Annotated in this window: 11 protein-coding genes and 1 tRNA gene; 9 read left to right on the top strand and 3 right to left on the bottom strand. The window is 66.1% G+C overall.

The window, feature by feature from the left end:
* Positions 1-126 precede the first annotated feature (126 nt).
* From U1707_RS15375 to U1707_RS15365, 3 genes are read left to right on the top strand one after another with little or no spacing between them, the layout of a single operon-like run.
* Complete coding sequence (locus U1707_RS15375; protein ID WP_332800948.1) at positions 127-2,808, top strand: TonB-dependent receptor; 2,682 nt, start codon at positions 127-129, stop codon at positions 2,806-2,808.
* Complete coding sequence (locus U1707_RS15370; protein ID WP_332800947.1) at positions 2,808-3,908, top strand: Ca2+-dependent phosphoinositide-specific phospholipase C; 1,101 nt, start codon at positions 2,808-2,810, stop codon at positions 3,906-3,908. Before U1707_RS15375 ends, U1707_RS15370 begins: the two co-directional genes overlap by 1 nt.
* Before the next feature lies 1 nt (position 3,909).
* Positions 3,910-5,109 carry a histidine phosphatase family protein gene (locus U1707_RS15365; protein ID WP_332800946.1) on the top strand — a complete coding sequence of 400 codons (1,200 nt, stop codon included), beginning with the start codon at positions 3,910-3,912 and terminating at the stop codon, positions 5,107-5,109.
* Here U1707_RS15365 and U1707_RS15360 read toward each other — a convergent pair.
* On the bottom strand, positions 5,106-6,083 hold the full coding sequence (locus U1707_RS15360; RefSeq protein ID WP_332801039.1) for an MBL fold metallo-hydrolase: 978 nt from the start codon (positions 6,081-6,083) through the stop codon (positions 5,106-5,108). The two genes, U1707_RS15365 and U1707_RS15360, sit on opposite strands and share 4 nt — an antisense overlap.
* Positions 6,084-6,390: 307 nt before the next feature.
* Between U1707_RS15360 and U1707_RS15355 the strand changes: the two genes are divergently transcribed.
* The 5 genes from U1707_RS15355 (at position 6,391) to U1707_RS15335 (ending at position 14,595) form a co-directional block, all read left to right on the top strand.
* Positions 6,391-8,319: a putative bifunctional diguanylate cyclase/phosphodiesterase gene (locus U1707_RS15355; RefSeq protein WP_332800945.1), complete on the top strand. Its 1,929-nt coding sequence runs from the start codon at positions 6,391-6,393 to the stop codon at positions 8,317-8,319.
* A 232-nt stretch (positions 8,320-8,551) separates the two neighbouring features.
* Complete coding sequence (locus U1707_RS15350) at positions 8,552-11,455, top strand: TonB-dependent receptor plug domain-containing protein (protein WP_332800944.1); 2,904 nt, start codon at positions 8,552-8,554, stop codon at positions 11,453-11,455.
* A 155-nt stretch (positions 11,456-11,610) separates the two neighbouring features.
* Positions 11,611-12,288: a type 1 glutamine amidotransferase domain-containing protein gene (locus U1707_RS15345; RefSeq protein WP_332800943.1), complete on the top strand. Its 678-nt coding sequence runs from the start codon at positions 11,611-11,613 to the stop codon at positions 12,286-12,288.
* A gap of 283 nt (positions 12,289-12,571) precedes the next feature.
* Positions 12,572-14,254 (top strand): chloride channel protein, encoded by a 1,683-nt coding sequence (locus tag U1707_RS15340; RefSeq protein WP_332800942.1) that lies wholly within the window; start codon positions 12,572-12,574, stop codon positions 14,252-14,254.
* 56 nt (positions 14,255-14,310) lie between these two features.
* On the top strand, positions 14,311-14,595 hold the full coding sequence (locus U1707_RS15335) for a DUF1488 family protein (protein ID WP_332800941.1): 285 nt from the start codon (positions 14,311-14,313) through the stop codon (positions 14,593-14,595).
* Between the two features lie 68 nt (positions 14,596-14,663).
* On the opposite strand, the gene U1707_RS15330 is transcribed toward U1707_RS15335, so the two are convergent.
* Positions 14,664-14,738, bottom strand: a tRNA-Thr gene (locus tag U1707_RS15330).
* Positions 14,739-14,956: 218 nt separating this feature from the next.
* A complete protein-coding gene (locus U1707_RS15325) occupies positions 14,957-16,756 on the bottom strand; it encodes an aminopeptidase P family protein (RefSeq protein ID WP_332800940.1) in 1,800 nt (599 codons plus the stop codon).
* 120 nt (positions 16,757-16,876) lie between these two features.
* On the opposite strand from U1707_RS15325, the gene U1707_RS15320 reads away from it, so the two are divergent.
* Positions 16,877-17,356: a hypothetical protein gene (locus U1707_RS15320; protein ID WP_332800939.1), complete on the top strand. Its 480-nt coding sequence runs from the start codon at positions 16,877-16,879 to the stop codon at positions 17,354-17,356.
* The last annotated feature ends 73 nt before the right edge of the window (positions 17,357-17,429 follow it).

The following is a 17,429-nucleotide window of genomic DNA, read 5'->3' as shown; positions in this document are numbered from 1 at the left end:
TAAAGTGTACGATTCGGCGAGACATCACCGCACGTAACGGGATTGTAGCATTGCCTTCGCGAAACTGACCCGGAACGGACCTAGTCGCGCCGGTGGCGGCAACGTGGTCGCAGGGGACGTCTCTTCATGCGCAGTTTCAAAGGCCTGCTTCGGGCATCGGTTTCGCTTACTCTGATCGCGGGTGCCGCTACGGCCCAGGCGCAGACGTCTTCACCTGTGACCACGCAGGACCGCGCGACCGGGTCTGCGCAGACGACCGCCGAAGCCGACGACACCGGCGAGATCGTCGTCACCGGCACCTACGCCCGCAGCCTGAAGGCGGCGACCGAGACGAAGCGTCGCGCGGATTACGGCGTCGACTCGATCAGTTCGACCGACATCGGCAAGTTCCCGACGCAGAACGTCGCCGAGGCGTTGCAGCTGGTGCCGGGCGTGACGATCACGCGGCCGCGCGGCGAGGGGCTGTATGTCAGCGTCCGTGGCCTGGGGCCGCAGTTCCAGAGCACGTTGCTGAACGGCAGCTCGGTCGCGCTGAACGACCTGATCGAGAATGGCGGCGCCAACGGCCGCCAGTTTCGCTTCGAGATGCTGCCGGCCGAATTCACGTCGAGCATCGATGTCGTCAAGACGCCGACCGCGAACATGACCGAGGGAGCGCTGGGCGGCAATATCGACGTGAAGACGTTCCATCCGCTGGATGTCGGCACCAAGACGACGGTCAATCTGCGCGGCACCTATACGAGCCAGACCGACAAGGTGAAGCCGAACGCGACGCTGATCACCAGCTTCGCGAATGCCGCCGGCACGTTCGGCATCCTCGCGGGCGCGCAATATTGGGCGAAGTCGGTCCGCAACGACCGCTTCATCAACTTCGGCTGGAACCTGGACAAGTTCACGTCGGCCGCCTCGGGTGGGCTCCCCGCCGGGCTTTATACGCCGACGCGGACCCGGCCGACGATCGAGACCGAGGATCGCAAGCGCATCTCCGGCATGTTGTCCGCGCAGTGGAAGCCGAATGCGGAATTCGAAACGACGCTCGATATTCTCGCGACCCGCCTCGACGTCGCCTATGACGAATTCGGCCTCGACATCTATCCCGACGATTCCAGCGTATCGGGCCACCGGCCGGTCATCGTCCCCTCCAGCGTGAAGCTCGACGGCGATACGGTGATTGCCGCGACGATCAACGACGTGCGGTTCATAGCTTCGCGCGAATACAGTCTCAACCGGCACGACCTGCTCAACATCGGTCTTCGCCAGACCTGGGATTCCGACGCCTGGCATGCGTCGGGCGCGGTGAACTGGTCGAGCGCGCACAGCTTCCACCCGAACTATAACGAGGGGACGGTGCGCAGCCGGGCGATGTTCTTCGCGCCGCTGACCTACGATGCGTCGGCTGGCTACAAGGCGATCCCGACCTTCACGACGCCGGTCGATCCGACCAACCCGGCGAACTACCAGCTGTACCAGTTCAACATCGCGCCGAAGAACAGCAAGGACTGGGATTTCTACACGCGCGCCGATCTCGCGCATGATTTCGACGGCTTCGTCACCAAGCTGGCGGCGGGCGGCGAGTATCACTGGCGCAAGCGCGACTATGCGCGGCGCGATTTTCTCGTCAATCCGGCGCCGAACACGCCGCTGTCGAGCCTCGGCACGGGCGCGTACGAGCAATTGCCGTACGGCGATTTCCTGAAGGGCGTCCCCGGCAACACGCCGCGCAATTTCCTGGTGCCGGTGACGCAGGCCTATCTCGACGCGTTCTTCACCCCCGCAGTGCAGGCGTCGGCGCTGACTCCGGCGGATCTGCGCTCGTCGTTCGTCGTCACCGAGAAGGTGCTGGGCGCCTATGCGCGTGCCGACTACGGCTTCGATGCGGGCGCCGTACCGGTCACCGGCAATATCGGCATCCGCTATGTCCATACCGACCAGGTCGCGAGCGGCACGTTGACGACCGGCAACGTCGCGACGCCGGCAAGCTTCCCCAAGACGTTCAACAACTGGCTGCCGAGCTTCAACCTGCGCGCCGAACTGACGCACGATCTGGTCGGCCGTCTCGCCGCCAGCCGCGTGCTGACGCGGCCCAACGTCACCGACAGCGCGCCGCGGATCACCGTGTCGACCGACGCGCCGACCGCCAGCGGCGGCGATCCGCAGCTGGTGCCGTTCCTCGCCACGCAGTTCGACGGATCGCTCGAATGGTATTTCAACCGTGCGGGTTCGCTGACCGGCGCGGTGTTCTACAAGGCGATGGACGATTACATCACGCAGCAGAACGTCAACATCGACATCCCCGGCCGCGGCTCGGTACTGCTGTCGACGCAGGTCAACGGCGGCGATGCCAAGGTGTACGGCGTCGAGGCGGCGTACAATCAGGTCTTCACGTTCCTGCCCGCGCCGTTCGACGGGTTCGGCGTGCAGACCTCGTATACGCACACCTCGGTCAAGGCGAGCTACACCGCGGGCGCGCGACCGATCCGCGACGAGCTGATCGGACTGTCCAAGAACAGCTTCAACATCGTCGGGTTCTACGACAAGGGTCCGTTGTCGACGCGGCTGTCCTATGTCTGGCGCGACCGGTATCTGTCGGGCACCGGCAGTACGACGCAGGCGCCGGTCTATACCGCGCCGTTCGGGTCGCTCGACGGCAACATCTCGGTCAAGGCGAGCGACCGGGTAACCTTCAGCCTGGAGGGGATCAACCTGTCGGGCGCGCATCTCTACACCTATAACGACGACGAGAACCGCTTCGGCGAGATCAACTATTGGGGCCGAACGATCCTGTTCGGCGTGCGGGCGCAGTTCTGATGCGCGCGCGTCATGCCATGCTCGCCGCGCTCGTCCTCGCCAGCGACGTCGGCGCGCAGACCACGCCACCGCTGCGGATGAACGACATCCAGGTCGTCGGGTCGCACAACAGCTTCAAGGCAAAGATCCCGGACGCGGTGATGGCAGAACTGCGGCGGCGCGATCCGAAGACCGCGGCGGCGCTCGATTACTATCACCTGCCTCTGTCGGCGCAGCTCGACCGCGGCTTGCGGCAGATCGAGATCGACATCTTCGCCGATCCCAAAGGTGGGCGCTATGCGAACCCCAAGGGCGAGCAGATTGCGAAAGCGGCCGGCGAGAAGACCGCGTTCGATCGCGCGGCGATGTTGCGGCCGGGCTACAAGTCGTTTCACGTTCCCGACATCGACTATATCTCGACGTGTGTGACGTTGCAGCGCTGCCTCGGCGAGGTGACCGCGTGGTCGCGCGCGCATCCGCGGCACCTGCCGATCATGATCACGATCAACGCCGCCGATACGCCGCAGTCGCCGTTGGTGGCGGCGCCGTTGCCGCTCGACGACGCGGCGCTGCTCGACTCGCTCGATCGCGAGATCCGCCAGGCGATACCAGGACGACGGCTGATCGTGCCCGATGAGGTCCGGGGCGACGCGGCGACGCTGGCAGGCGCGGTGCACGACAAGGGCTGGCCGACGCTGGAGGCTGCGCGGGGGCGGATCTACATCCTGTTCGACGTGCGGCCTGCGGTGTCGAATGCGTATCGGGTGGGACATCCTTCGCTGCGCGGACGGGCGATGTTCGGCTGGTATCCCGACGGCGAGCCCGAGAGCGCGATCCAGATCGTCCAGGATCCGCTGGTCGACGGCGCGCGGATCCGCGATCTGGTCAAGGCGGGCGTGATCGTGCGGACGCGGACCGACGCCAACACCGTCGAGGCGCGGGCGCACGACCTGGCCAAGGCAAAGGCGGCGGCGGACAGCGGCGCGCAGGCGGTCAGCACCGATTATTATCCGGGCGCGCCCGATCCGCAGGGACTGAAGTTCTCGGTGACGCTGCCCGGCGGCGCGATGGCGCGGTGCAATCCGGTGCTGGTCACCACGCCTTGCAAGGTTGCTCCCTGACATGAAGCTTTCGGTACTGTTCGCCGTGGTGCTCGGCACCGGGTTCGCGCTCACGGGCAGCACGGCGCAATCGCCGGCGCGTCCGGCCTTCGTCACCGAACGAGCGGTGCTGGTCATGCGGCACGGCATCCGCGCACCGCTGTCGGGTGAGGTGCCGGACGGGACGCGCACCGCGACGCCGTGGCCGAAATGGAGCGTCGCCGAAAGCCGGGTCACCCTGCACGGCGCGCGCGCGCTCGAGATCGTCGCGCGCGAGGACCGCAAATGGCTTGCCGCGAAGGGCCTGCTCGACACGCAGGGCTGTCCGACGGCGGGTGCGGTGCGGATCGCCAGCAACAGTTCGGAGCGGACGATCGACAGCGGCGAGGATTACGCGAACGGCTTTGCGCCGGGTTGCGCGATCGCCGTCGAGCATCGCCCGGTCGGGACGGTCGATCCAATGTTCGAGCCTCTGCGTGCGCACGCGACCACGTTCGATGCGAAGGCGGCGATCGCCGATATCGATCGCTCCACCGGCGGCATGACCGCGTTGGTGCAGCGGCACGCACGCGAGATCGCCGAGCTCGACCGCGTGCTGGGTTGTGGCAGCGGGTGCGTACCGGGCGGGCCACCGCGCGTGTCGGCCGAGGACGACGGGCACGGCATCGCGTTGGAGGGGCCGATCCGCGGCACGTCCGGCGTCGCGCAGGTCCTGCTGCTGCAATATGTCGAGGGTCTGCCCGCGCGCGATGTCGGCTGGGGGCGGGTCGATGCCGCCGGGCTGAAGCGGCTCGGCGCGCTGCACGCCGCGTTGTTCGCGGTCTTCACGCGGCCGCCGTACATGGCGGCGCATCAGGCGGCGCTGCTCGGCCGCCGCGTGCTACAGTCGATCGAGGCCGGACCCAAGCTCGACGTGCTGATGGGGCATGACACCAACGTCACTGCGCTCGCGGCGGCGCTCGACGTCGATCTCGTCACGTCGGGCTATGCGACCAACGATGTACCGCCGGGTGGTGCGCTGCTGTTCGAGCGGGTTCGCGAGACGCGGAGCGGGCGGGCGTTCGTCCGCGTGTCCTATCGCACGCAGTCCCCCGAGGCGCTGCGATCGGGTGCGAGTGCGATGACCGTCGCGCCGCTGCGGGTCCCCGGCTGCGGCGGCGAGCTTTGCCCGGCACCCGTGTTCGAGCGGGTGTTGTCTAAGCGCTTGGCTGCGGTCCGCTAGAAGTCGTACACGCCCCCCGGCACCGCGGCGACGAAGCGGTCCGGGGGAATGTCTGACGCCGCCAGCGCCGCCGCGAGCGCGAGCGGTGGCGCATCGCGCGCCTCGTCCGTGAGCTGGAACGTGCCCCAGTGAATCCCCAATGCCCGACGCGCGCCCACGTCGCGGAAGATGTCGACCGCTTCGGCCGGATCGACGTGCTGGGCCGCCATGAACCAGCGCGGCTCGTACGCGCCGATCGGGATCAGTGCGACGTCGGGCGATCCCAGCCGCACGCGCACCTCGCGGAAGATCGCGCCATCGCCGTAGCCCGTATCGCCAACGAACCAGATCGTGCCGGCGGGGGTGTCGAGGCGATGACCCGCCCATAGCGCCATGCGGACGTCGTTCGGCCAGCGGTTCGCCCAATGGCTCGCGGGCGTCAGCGTCGTCGTGACGTCGCCGCCCAGCGACAGCGTGTCCCACCAGTCGCCCACCACGCACTTGGCATCCGGTACCGCGGCGCGAACGATCGTGTCGTTGCCGAGCGGCATCGCCATCAGCGGTGCATGGACCGCCTGGATACGCCGCAGCGTCGCGATGTCGAGATGGTCGTAATGGCAGTGGCTGAGCAAAACGACGTCGATCGGCGGCAGGTCGTCGAACGCGATCCCCGGCGCGACGACGCGCTTGGGGCCGGCGAACGAGACGGGGCTGACCCGGTCCGACCAGACCGGATCGATCAAGATATTGCGGCCGGCAACCTGGACCAGCAGCGAGGCATGACCGACCATCGTGATCCTCAGGCCGTCGACCCGTGCAGCTGGCTTGGCCGGGGTAACCGGTACGGAGCGAGGCCACGTCGCCGCACCCCGCGCCAATTTCCACCGAAGCACGTCGCCAAGGCCGCGATCGGTCGGCGCTCGTCCGGGATTGAAAAAACGAACGCCGTCGAAATGATCGCTCGGCGGGCCTTGGTAGTAGCGGTTGAGCGGCATGGTCGCGTGATAGCGGGAAAGCGGCGCGAACGCGATTCCCAAGCAGATGCTGACCATGCCCCTGCCGTGGCCTGTTGTTGGGCCGACCGACCGATCGCAAATGTTTCGAAATCATCGATCTACTACTTGAGCAACTCCCTCGCTGGCGATCACGCCGCAGTTGTCCGTCAGGCATGCAACATACTGTCGTCGAAGCAAGTTAATTCTGATCAGTATCCATAGATTATACAATTTGAAATTAAATCAAACCCGATGAATATTAGAGAATTTAAATGACTCTAAATCATGTTTCCGTACATTGATAAGCATGCCAAGCGAAAACAAACGTCAGGAAGCTGCGAATCCAGAGGCGTATGGGAGTGTTCTCGAGTTGCAGAACGCGATCCTTGAAATGATTGCTAGGGACGACCCGCTGGGCGAAACGTGCAAGCGTCTTTGCGAGGATGTCGAGGCATTGGTGCCTGACGCCGTCTGTTCGGTTCTTTCGGTCGACCGGGCGGGCCGGCTGCATCCGCTTGCCGGGCCAAGCCTTTCGGATGCGTATTCCAGCGCTCTCGATGGGGTGGCGATCGGTCCTGCCGCGGGGTCATGCGGCACCAGTGCCTATCTAGGTGTCGACGTCGTGGTGATCGATATCGAGACCGACCCGCGGTGGGCTGCGTTCAAGCACCTGGCGTTGCCGCACGGACTGTTGGCATGCTGGTCGAGCCCGATCGTCGATGCACACGGCGTGACCGTGGCGACCTTCGCGTTCTATTACCGCGAGCGGCGCGGCCCGACTGCGTTCGAGCGGGACGTCGTGCGGAACTGTGTCCGCCTTTGCCTGATCGCGATCGATCGTTGCGAGCGGATCGTCGAGCAGGAGCGGCGCGCGTTCAGCGATGCGTTGACGACGCTGCCGAACCGTGCGGCGTTCAACGCAGCGCTGTCGCAACTTGAATGCACGGTATCGGGGCGCTGGGCGCTGCTGGTCCTCGACCTCGACAATCTGAAGGTCGTGAACGACACGTTCGGGCACGGCGCCGGCGATCGTCTGTTGCAAATCGCGAGCGATCGGATCGCGGCCGCGGTCCGGCCGTGCCGGACGTTCCGGATCGGTGGCGACGAGTTCGGGATCGTCATCGATTCCGCGGACGCGCTCCGCGATCTCGACCAGTTCGTCCAGACTATCCTCGAAGCGTTGGCCCTCCCTGCCGATTGCGGAGGGCCGATCGTCGTGCCGCGCGCAACAATCGGTGGCGCGGTCCTGTCGCCCGGTGACGTCACCGTCGACCGCGTCCGGCAGAATGCCGACTTCGCACTGTACCACGCCAAGGAAACCGGCCGCGGCGGTTTCGTGCGCTACTGGCCGGGGCTCGGATCGACGATGACGCGGCGGTTGAGCGCGATCCAGGACGTCAACGCGGCGTTGGGCGACCACCGGATCGATGCCTATTACCAACCGATCTTCCGGTTGGACACGCGCGAGATCGTCGGGCTTGAGGCGTTGTGCCGGATGCGGATCGGCGACCGCGTCGTCGCGGCCGCCGATTTTCAGGAGGCGACCAAGGACGTCGACGTCGCCACCGCACTGACCGCGCGCATGGTCGCACTGGTCGCCGCCGACCTGCGCCGGTGGCTGGATATGGGTATCCCGTTCCAGCATGTCGGGATCAACGTCTCGTCCGCAGACCTGTGCGGCGGCTCGGTCGAGCGCGTCCTGACCGCGGCGTTCGAGCGCGAAGGCGTGCCGTTGCACCACGTCATCCTGGAGATCACCGAGACGGTCTATATGGGCGATGGCGATCACGCCGTCCAAGCCGCGATCCGGGCATTGCGCGACCGGGGCATCCGGATCGCACTGGATGACTTCGGCACCGGGTTCGCATCGCTGACGCACCTGCTGACCGTGCCGATCGACATCATCAAGATCGACAAGACGTTCATCGATCATCTCGCGCCGGAAACTGTAGGTGCAACGGCTGGTTCGACGGGGGCCAACGTCACGGCCGTCAGCATGACGATCGTCGAAGGCCTGATCCGTATCGCCGAACGGATGAACATTCGCATCGTAGCCGAAGGGGTGGAAACCGACCGACAGGCACGGTGGCTGCAATCGGCAGGCTGTGTGCTCGCCCAGGGCTATGTCCATTCCCCCGCGGTCGATCGCGACCGCGCGACCGCCTTGTTGCTGGCGGGCGCGCAATACCGGGGTGCGATGGCGCGCGAAGAATGCCGGACCGGCAGGCACGCATGACGCCGCTCTGTTTCAGGCGTCGATCGTCGGCTGACGGGATGGACGGCCAGGCGCGGCTACGGGGTGCCTAGCTCGTGTTCGGGCGCATGACGGTGTGTGACATGATCCACGCAATTCACAGCAAACATGTTTCAAATTGCAATAATGCCTTGCTTGATTGCGCCGATGCGTCATCTTTTGATCATAAAGAATAGACGGGAGGGGGTCGCGTCGCGTTCTAACGGGGGGATATATGCGCATATCGAAGAGTTTTCTGTGTCTGGGTACCGGCGGTCTTGCGCTGGCGGCGATGCTGGGCGGACCGTCGGCCTTTGCGCAGTCGGTGACCACGGTTCCGAGCGAGACGGCGGCCGTTGGGACGGACGATGCGCCGGTTGGCGAGGATATCGTCGTCACCGGATCGCGTATTCGCCGCAGTCCGCTCGACCAGCCGTCGCCTGTGGTGACAGTCGATGCGGAATCGATCCAGCGCACCGGTCTGTCGTCGGTCGCCGACGTGCTTCAGCGGCTGCCGAGCGCGGCCGGCGGGCTTAATTCGAAGGTCAACAATTCGGGTAACATCGGCAATCCACCCGACGGTGGCGGCGTCGGTGCAGGATCGGCGGAGATCGACCTGCGCTATCTGACCGCCAAGCGTACGCTGGTGCTGGTCGACGGTCTGCGGTTCGTCAACGGCGCGTCGGCGAGCGGTATTCCCTCGACCGTCGATCTCAACACGATCCAGGTCGGGTCGATCGAACGCATCGAGGTGCTGCAATCGGGCCAGTCGCCGCTGTACGGCTCGGACGCTCTCGCCGGCGTCGTCAACATCATCACCAAGTCGCAGCAAAAGGGCCTGAAGGCCTCGGCGCAATTCGGTACGTTCCGCCAGGGCGACGGCCACACGCAGGACTATAACGTCAGCTACGGCATCCAGGCGCCGCGCACGAGCGTGGTGTTCGGCGGCAGCTACGTGAAGCAGGAGGCGGTGAGCACGCGCGATCGGCGGATCTCGCAATTCCCCAATCCCGGCCAGACAAGTTGCTCGGACGACATTGGCGGCTGCTCGGGCGCGACCCCCAATGGGTTCTTCCAGGTCGGTGGCCGGAACCTGACGCTGAAGTCGGCGCCAATCCTCGGGCGGCCACGCTACGACGCCGCCAACCCGACCGGCCCGAACAGCGACTTCAAGGAGTTCACCTCGGCGGACCGCTTCAACTTTTCGCCGTTCAACTATTTCCTGACGCCGTCCGAACGCTACGGCTTCTTCGTCAGTGCCAAGCAGGAGCTGACGGACACCGTGAACCTGCGCGTGAAGCTGAACTACACGCGGCGCAATTCGCAGAACCAGGCGGCGTTCCTCCCGCTGGTGATCGGGCCGGACGCGGGCAACGGCAATTTGCTCGACACGATCTCGGTGGACGCCACCAACCCGTATAATCCGTTCGGCTACACGCTGTCGGCGGGCGGCGCGGGCAACGGCCCGGCGAACTATTCGACGGTCCGCCGTCGTCTGGTGGAGGCCGGCCAGCGCACCTATTCGCAGACCGTCGACACGATGTCGGCGACGGCGACGCTGGATGGCTCTTTCCACGTCGGTGAGCGCAAATTCTATTGGGACGTCAACGCGGTCCTTGGCTTCAACGACGCCAAGCAGCTGTTCACCGGCAACATCAACGCGGCCAATCTCGCCCAGGCCCTCGGTCCGGTCGCGAACTGCACCGGGGCGTGCGTACCGTTCAACATCTTCGGTGGTGCAGGCTCGGTGACGCCGGCGATGCTCGGCTATATCGCGTTCGACGAGCGTGCGCGCAGTGCGCAGAGCCTGGAGGACTATACCGCCAATATCTCGGGCGACCTGTTCGACCTGCCAGCCGGTCCGGTCGGCATCGCCGCCGGCTATGAGCACCGCGTGCAATATGGCAGCTTCACGCCCGATCCGCTGATCACCGCAGGGTTGGGTGCGGATATTCCGGCACAGCCGGCGCGCGGCCATTTCAACTCGGACGAGGTGTATGCCGAGTTGCGCGTGCCGTTGATCCACAACACGCCGCTCATCCAGTCGCTCGAAGTCGGCGGCGCGGTGCGGCATTCGAATTATTCGATCAGCGGCAGCAACACGACCTATACCGGCAGCGGCCTGTGGAAACCGTTCAGCGACCTGCTGTTGCGCGCCTCCTATGCACAGGGCTTCCGCGCGCCGAGCATCGGCGAACTCTTCGGTGCGGAATCGCGGTCTGACGCGGCGATCGACGATCCCTGCACCAACGTCGCCGGATCGCCGTTCCAATCGTCCGCGACCGTCCGCACCAACTGCATCGCCAACGGCGTGCCCGCAAATGGCAGCTATCAGGAGCCGAATGGCGGGCAGCTCAGCGTGCTGACCGGCGGCAACCAGGCGCTCAAGCCCGAGACCTCACGCACCTGGCTGTTCGGCGCGGTGTATGCACCGAGCTGGGCGCGGACCAGCGGGATTGCCAGCCAGCTGAGCATCGAGGGCAATTACTACGACATCAAGGTCGACGATGCGATCGCGGCGACCGACGCGACATTGACGCTCAGCCGCTGTTCGCAGGCGGCGGACGCCCTCAGCTGCGCGGCGATCACCCGGACGCCGAACGGGATAATTTCGCGCATCAACGCGCAGTTGCAGAACATCGGCGGGATCCGAACCCGCGGCGTCGACGTGACTGCGGTCTATCGCTCGCCACAGACTTCGGCCGGGACGTTCGGGCTTTCGCTCAACGGCAACATCCTGCTGAAATATGCCGAGAGCTTCCCCGCGACGGTCGGCTTCACCACCACCAACTACCAGGGCACGACGCGCGGATCGCCCGAACAATCCTACCCGAAGTTCAAGGGCAATGCGGTCGTCGACTGGGATATCGGCTTGGCGCGCGCATCGTTCACCGGTCGCTACATCAAGAGCGTGAAGGAAGCGGACGGCAAGACCCTCGACAACACCTTCTACGGCGACGTGCAGGTAACGTTGTCGCCAGGGTGGCTGGAGAACCGGCTGGGCCTGACGATCGGCGTGAACAACGTCTTCAACCAGGATCCGCCGGCGTGCTTCAGCTGCACCGGGCCGAACTATGATCCGACCACCTATGACGTGCCGGGGCAGTTCGGGTATGTCCGGTTGTCCTGGGGTCTCTGACCGACCGGCTCTGCGACGGGCGGATGCACGCGTCTCCGTCCGTCGCTTTCGGTACACAGGGCATGCCGCGTGGTCGCCGGCCATTCGGGAGGGACATGGTAATTCGCGCCGTCGCTCCCATCTGGCGCTCTCGATAGTGAGCGACGGAGAACGACATGAACGTCCTGATGGTACTGACCTCGCATGATCGCCTCGGCGATACCGGCAAGAAGACCGGCTTCTGGCTCGAAGAGTTCGCCGCGCCGTATTACGTGCTGAAGGAAGCGGGCGCCGCGATCACGGTGGCGTCGCCGAAGGGCGGTCAGCCGCCACTAGATCCCAAGAGCGACGACGAAAGCGCGAAGACCGCCGAGACGCGCCGGTTTGAAACCGATGACGAGGCCAAGGCGCTGCTCGCGGCGACGCACCGGCTCGACACGGTATCGATCGCGGATTTCGACGCGGTCTTCTATCCCGGCGGCCACGGCCCGTTGTGGGATCTGGCCGAGGACCCGACGTCGCGCGCGCTGATCGAGGCGGCGATCGCCGCGAACAAGCCGGTCGCCGCGGTCTGCCATGCGCCCGGCGTCTTCCGCCACGTCCAGAACGCCGATGGCACGCCGCTCGTGGCGGGCAAGACCGTCACCGGGTTCACCAACACCGAAGAGGCGGCCGTGGGGCTGACCGATGTCGTGCCGTTCCTGGTCGAGGACATGCTCAAGGCGCAGGGCGGCATCTATTCGAAGACCGCCGATTGGGGTGTCCACGTGCTGCGCGACGGGCTGCTGATCACCGGCCAGAACCCGGCATCGTCTGCGGCGACGGCGCAGGAACTGGTCAAGGCGCTGGCATAAGCGACCGACGTATCGGGCGAGTTCAGACCACTCGCGTCCTTGCCTGACTTGGACGACCGGACCCGCCTTCGCGGTCCGGTCGTCCACGGCGGTATCCTCCCGCCTTGCGCATATCGCGGACATGGTTCTCGACGGCGCGTTGATCGCAGAAACCCGGTGCAGGAATCCGGTATTCGCCCGCGTCGCGACCGATTAAGGCCCTCACGGTAACTCCGTTCGAGGATCGACCCTGCACGCTACCGTCCTTCTGAAATGGGTTCGCCGGCGAGTCCGTGCGAGTGAGGTGGCGTTCATCGTCCTCGCCTCGGTGGTCGGTGCGGGGGCCGGGCTGTTCAGCGTCCTTCAGGGTGCGATCGCGCGGACCATGCAACGCGGGTTGTTCGACATGCCGATCGGCGCGCGTCTCAGCGCCATGCCGGCGTTGTCGATCACGGTGCTCGTCGTGCTGCCCGTCGGCGGAGCGATCCTCGCTGCATTTTCCTGGGCGACGCGGGCGCGAAAGCGGCGGATGGTGGACGCGGTCGAAGCGAACGCGCTCCACGGCGGCCGGATGTCGGTGCGCGACAGCCTGATCATTTCCGGACAGACGATCTTGTCGAACGGGTTCGGCGCTTCGGTGGGACTCGAGGCCGCCTACGCCCAGCTCGGCGGCGCGGCCGCGTCGGTCGTCGGCAACGCGTTCACGCTGCGTCGCGCCGATCTGCGCAACCTGGTCGGGGCGGGTACCGGCGCGGCGATCGCGGCGGCATTCGGCGCACCGCTTGCCGGCGCGTTCTACGCCTTCGAGATCGTCATCGGCGCCTATACGCCGACCGCGTTGGCGCCGGTCGTCGCGGCGGCCCTGGCCGGGACGCTGGTCGCCCAACAGCTCGGTATCCAACCCTACGTGATCGATGCAGCCTCGACGATTTCGACCGAATCGCATCACTATCCGATCTATGCGGGGCTTGGTGCGATCTGCGCGGTCGTCGGTATCGCATTGATGCGGGCAGTGGGGTTCGTCGAGGCGGGAACGCGACGGATGCGCCTGCCGGACTGGGCGCGCCCTGCGATCGGTGGGATGCTGCTGATACCGATCGCGCTGGTATCGCCGCAGGTCCTGTCGGCCGGGCATGGTGCGCTGCACGCCGATCTCGCGGTCGGCGCACCGCTGATATTCATCCTGACGATCTTCCTCGCCAAATGCGCCGCATCGATCGTCTCGCTCGGCTTCGGCTTTCGCGGAGGGCTGTTCTTCGCCTCGTTGTTTCTCGGCACGCTGGTCGGCCATCTTTTCGCCGGCAGCATCGCGGCATTCGCCGGTCACGACGTGATCGATCCGCGCAATGCTGCACTCGTGGGAATGGCGGCACTGGCCGTCGCGGTCGTCGGCGGGCCGATGACGATGGTGATGCTCGTGCTCGAGGCGACGCACGATTTCGCGGTGACCGGCGCGGTGCTGGCGGCGGTGCTGGTCTCGTCGACGATCGTGCGCGAGGCGTTCGGCTACAGCTTCTCGACATGGCGGCTTCATCTGCGCGGCGAGACGATCAAAAGCGCGCGCGACGTCGGATGGGTGAAGACGCTGACCGCCGGGCGGATGATGCGCCGCGAGACCAAGGTGATGCGCGCCGACATGACGATGGCCGAATTCCGCCGACAGGTCCCCCTAGGCGCGACGAGCCGCGCCGTCCTGGTCGACGCCGCCGCGCGCTATGCCGGCATCGTCCAGACGCCGACGGCGTACAGCGAGGGCCATGATCCGCAGGCGCCGGTCGGAAAGCTGGCGATCAATACCGATGCCGCGCTCGCCCCGGCGATGGACATCACCGAGGTCATGGCGCGGTTCGACGCGTCGGGTGCGGACGAACTGGCCGTGCTGGACGACGATCGGCATGTGCTCGGCCTGTTGTCGGAATCGTTCGTCCGTCGGCGCTATGCCGAGGAACTGGAAAAGGCGCAGCGCGAACTGTTCGGCGAGCGTTGAGGCCAGATACGCCGCCGCGCGTTGGTCGTTTCCGTGACATTATCAGGAGCGCCCCAATGGCCGAAGACCGCGTCAGCATCGACAACCGGACGATCGAGGACAATGGCGACCAGCGCCAGGTCGAGTTCGAAGGGGAACTGAGCGGGGAGCGCTATCCGTTCGCCGTCCACTATGACGTGCTCGAGGCGTTGAGCGCGACGTCGCCCGAAACCGGCGCCGTCGCGCTGTTCCGGCAGCATGCGGATAAGATTGCCGTGCTCGGCGCGACCGCACTTGCGCGCGATCCCGATCAGGCACCCGATCAGGCAATCGTCATCATCAGCGAAAACGATCTGGACTAGCATCGACGGCGGTGAATGATCCGCGCTGGTCGACGTCGCTTACGATACGTCGACCAGCCGGGGAATACTGGTGCTGCCGGTGAGGATTGAACTCACGACCTCAGCCTTACCAAGGATGCGCTCTACCACTGAGCTACGGCAGCACTCGTCGGCATCGCTGCCGGCGGAGTGGGGCTAAGAGACGAGGGCGGCGCGGTTGTCAAGCTGTCGTGCGGCAATGTAGGGCGGATTATGGACGATCGAGATCGAAAGGCGGCTGAGAAAGCGGACCGCATGGCCGCCGCCTTGCGTGAAAATCTGCGGCGGCGGAAGGCGCAGGCGCGGGCCGTTGGGGCTGCGCCTGCGTCGAAGGACGAGCCTTCTAGCTGAGGGGCGCGCATTTGGCGGTTAGCCAGACGCGATCCTGTTCGTCGGTCATTTCAGGGCTCAGTACCGCCAGGACCTTGGCGTGATAGTCGTTCACCCAGGCGCGTTCCTGCGGGGTCAGCAGCGCCGGTTCGATCAGCGTGCGTTCGATCGGGCAGAAGGTGAGCGTCTCGAAGCCCAGCATCTCGCGGTCGGCGCCGGGGATGGCGCGCGGTTCGATCAGGATCAAATTCTCGATGCGGATGCCGTATTCGCCGGCCTTGTAATAGCCGGGTTCGTTGGACAGCATCATGCCGGCGCGTAAGGGTTCCATCGCCGCGCCGCCGGGATAATTGGGGGCGGCGATCCGCTGCGGGCCTTCGTGGACCGCGAGATAGGCGCCGATGCCGTGGCCGGTGCCGTGGCCGTAATCGAGCCCGGCTTCCCAGAGCGGAGCGCGCGCGAACGCGTCGATCTGGCCGCCCATCGTGCCGTCGGGAAAGACAGCGGTGGCGATGCCGATATGGCCCTTCAGGACGCGGGTGAAGCGGTCGCGCATTTCCGTGGTGGGTTCGCCGATCGGCATGACGCGGGTTACGTCGGTGGTGCCGTCCGAATATTGGCCGCCGGAGTCGATCAGGTAGAGTTGGCCGGGTTCGATCGGGGCGCTCGACTCTTCGGTGACGTGGTAGTGCGGGATCGCGCCGTGCGGGCCGGTCGCGGAGATCGTGTCGAACGAGGTGTCCTTGAGGACGCCGGTCTCCTGGCGGAAGGCGAGCAGCTTGGCGGCGGCGCTGAGTTCGGTCTGGCCGCCCTTCACGCACTCGATCTCGACCCAGCGGAGGAAGCGTGCGAGCGCGGCGCCGTCGCGCGCGGAGGCGGCACGGTGGCCGGCGATCTCGACGGGGTTCTTGATCGCCTTTGCGAGGACGACGGGATCACGCAGCGGCAAAATTTTCGCGCCGCTGGCTTGGAGCGCCTGGGTGATCGCGGCGACCGCACGCTCGGGATCGGCGGCGACGCGCTTGCCGGCATAGGCGCCGAGCGCGGCGGCAAACACGCTGCGATCATGCAGGCGCACCGCGTTGCCGAGATGCTGGCGGACCGCATCGTCGAGCTTGTCCGGCGCGACGAACAGGTCGGTGGTGCCGTCTGCGCTGACGATCGCATAGGACAGCGCGACCGGGGTGTGGTCGACGTCGCCGCCGCGGACGTTGAGCGCCCAGGCGATCGAATCGAGCGCAGTGAGAATGACCGCGTCGGCTTTGTGCTCGGCGAGCCAGTCGGCGATCGCCGCGCGCTTTTCGGCGGAGGAGGCCCCGGTGAACCGGTCGGGCTGCACGGTCAGCTTGGCGGGCGAGGGCAGGGGGCGGTCGGTCCAGATCGCATCGACCGGGTTGGCGTCGACCGCAACGAGCGTGGCGCCGCGATCGGCGAGCGCGGCGGCGGCGTCCGCGACCCAGCCGCCGGTATGCAGCCACGGGTCGTACCCGATCCGGCCACCCTCCGGCGCGTATTGGCCGAGCCAGGCGGCGGGGCTGGTCTGCGGTACGTCGGCATAGTCCCACAGCGCGCCGTCGACCTGGTCGCGGACCTGGATCGTGTAGCGGCCGTCGGTGAAGATCGCCGCGCGGTCGGCCAGGACCACCGCGGTCCCGGCCGATCCGCCGAACCCGGTCAGCCAGCCGAGTCGCTGCGCATAGCCGCCGACATATTCGCTCATATGCTCGTCGGTGAGGGGGATGACGAAGCCATCGAGGTCGACGCTCGCGAGCTGGGTGCGGAGGGCGGCGAGGCGGTCGGTCTGGGTCGGCATGGTACGGATCTCTGGTATGAAGTGGCGTGTGATCGGTGGCAGGGGTAGCAGAGGGGCAGGGTTCGGGCGACAGCGGAAACGCTGGTTGGAAGCGGCCAGGAACTCGCGGCGATCGCGGAGATGAACGGCGTAGTCCATTGGGTAGACGAACGGCCGGGCGGAAGCCGTTCAGGTTGCTGGGCGTACACGCTGCGTCGCATCGACTCGCGATGCCGTAAGGAGTGTGTGATGAAATCCGTGTTTGCAGTTGCCCTCGCTTTCGCTTCGGTCGGCGCGCATGCCCAGCCGTCCAAGCAGGATTATCCGAGTTGCGATCTTCCGGCCCAGCACGCGGTGAAGAGCGACGTCGGAGGTAGCATCAAGGATGCAGGACAGGCGCACATCTCGATGCGCGCGAACATCCTCGAGGCGGACCTGAGCACCGCGCGCAAGGCGCGTATTCTGACCGAGCGGCATGCCGAGCGATTGTTCAAGCGGGTCGAAACGGTGCGCCGTGCCACCGACGGTTTCGTCAGGAAACAGGGCTTCCTCAGTGCCGGCGAGCGCGCCAGTCATGATCGAGAGCTCGACGCGGTGGCCATGCGGATCTGCCATTCATGACCGGTTGCGGGTTTCCGGTCGCGTCGGTCGGGAACCCGCCTGCGGGCGGCGAAGCTGGCCCGCATACCGGGGG

Origin of the sequence: Sphingomonas sandaracina, from assembly GCF_036663695.1 — a bacterium.
GTDB lineage: Bacteria > Pseudomonadota > Alphaproteobacteria > Sphingomonadales > Sphingomonadaceae > Sphingomonas.
This window is presented reverse-complemented; position numbering and strand designations above follow the sequence as displayed.

Bases quoted from the DNA above. Each gene is read 5' to 3' on its own strand.
- U1707_RS15375 (WP_332800948.1), top strand. From the start codon at position 127: ATGCGCAGTTTCAAAGGCCTGCTTCGGGCATCGGTTTCGCTTACTCTG.
- U1707_RS15370 (WP_332800947.1), top strand. From the start codon at position 2,808: ATGCGCGCGCGTCATGCCATGCTCGCCGCGCTCGTCCTCGCCAGCGAC.
- U1707_RS15365 (WP_332800946.1), top strand. From the start codon at position 3,910: ATGAAGCTTTCGGTACTGTTCGCCGTGGTGCTCGGCACCGGGTTCGCG.
- U1707_RS15360 (WP_332801039.1), bottom strand. From the start codon at position 6,083: ATGCCGCTCAACCGCTACTACCAAGGCCCGCCGAGCGATCATTTCGAC.
- U1707_RS15355 (WP_332800945.1), top strand. From the start codon at position 6,391: ATGCCAAGCGAAAACAAACGTCAGGAAGCTGCGAATCCAGAGGCGTAT.
- U1707_RS15350 (WP_332800944.1), top strand. From the start codon at position 8,552: ATGCGCATATCGAAGAGTTTTCTGTGTCTGGGTACCGGCGGTCTTGCG.
- U1707_RS15345 (WP_332800943.1), top strand. From the start codon at position 11,611: ATGAACGTCCTGATGGTACTGACCTCGCATGATCGCCTCGGCGATACC.
- U1707_RS15335 (WP_332800941.1), top strand. From the start codon at position 14,311: ATGGCCGAAGACCGCGTCAGCATCGACAACCGGACGATCGAGGACAAT.
- U1707_RS15325 (WP_332800940.1), bottom strand. From the start codon at position 16,756: ATGCCGACCCAGACCGACCGCCTCGCCGCCCTCCGCACCCAGCTCGCG.
- U1707_RS15320 (WP_332800939.1), top strand. From the start codon at position 16,877: ATGAACGGCGTAGTCCATTGGGTAGACGAACGGCCGGGCGGAAGCCGT.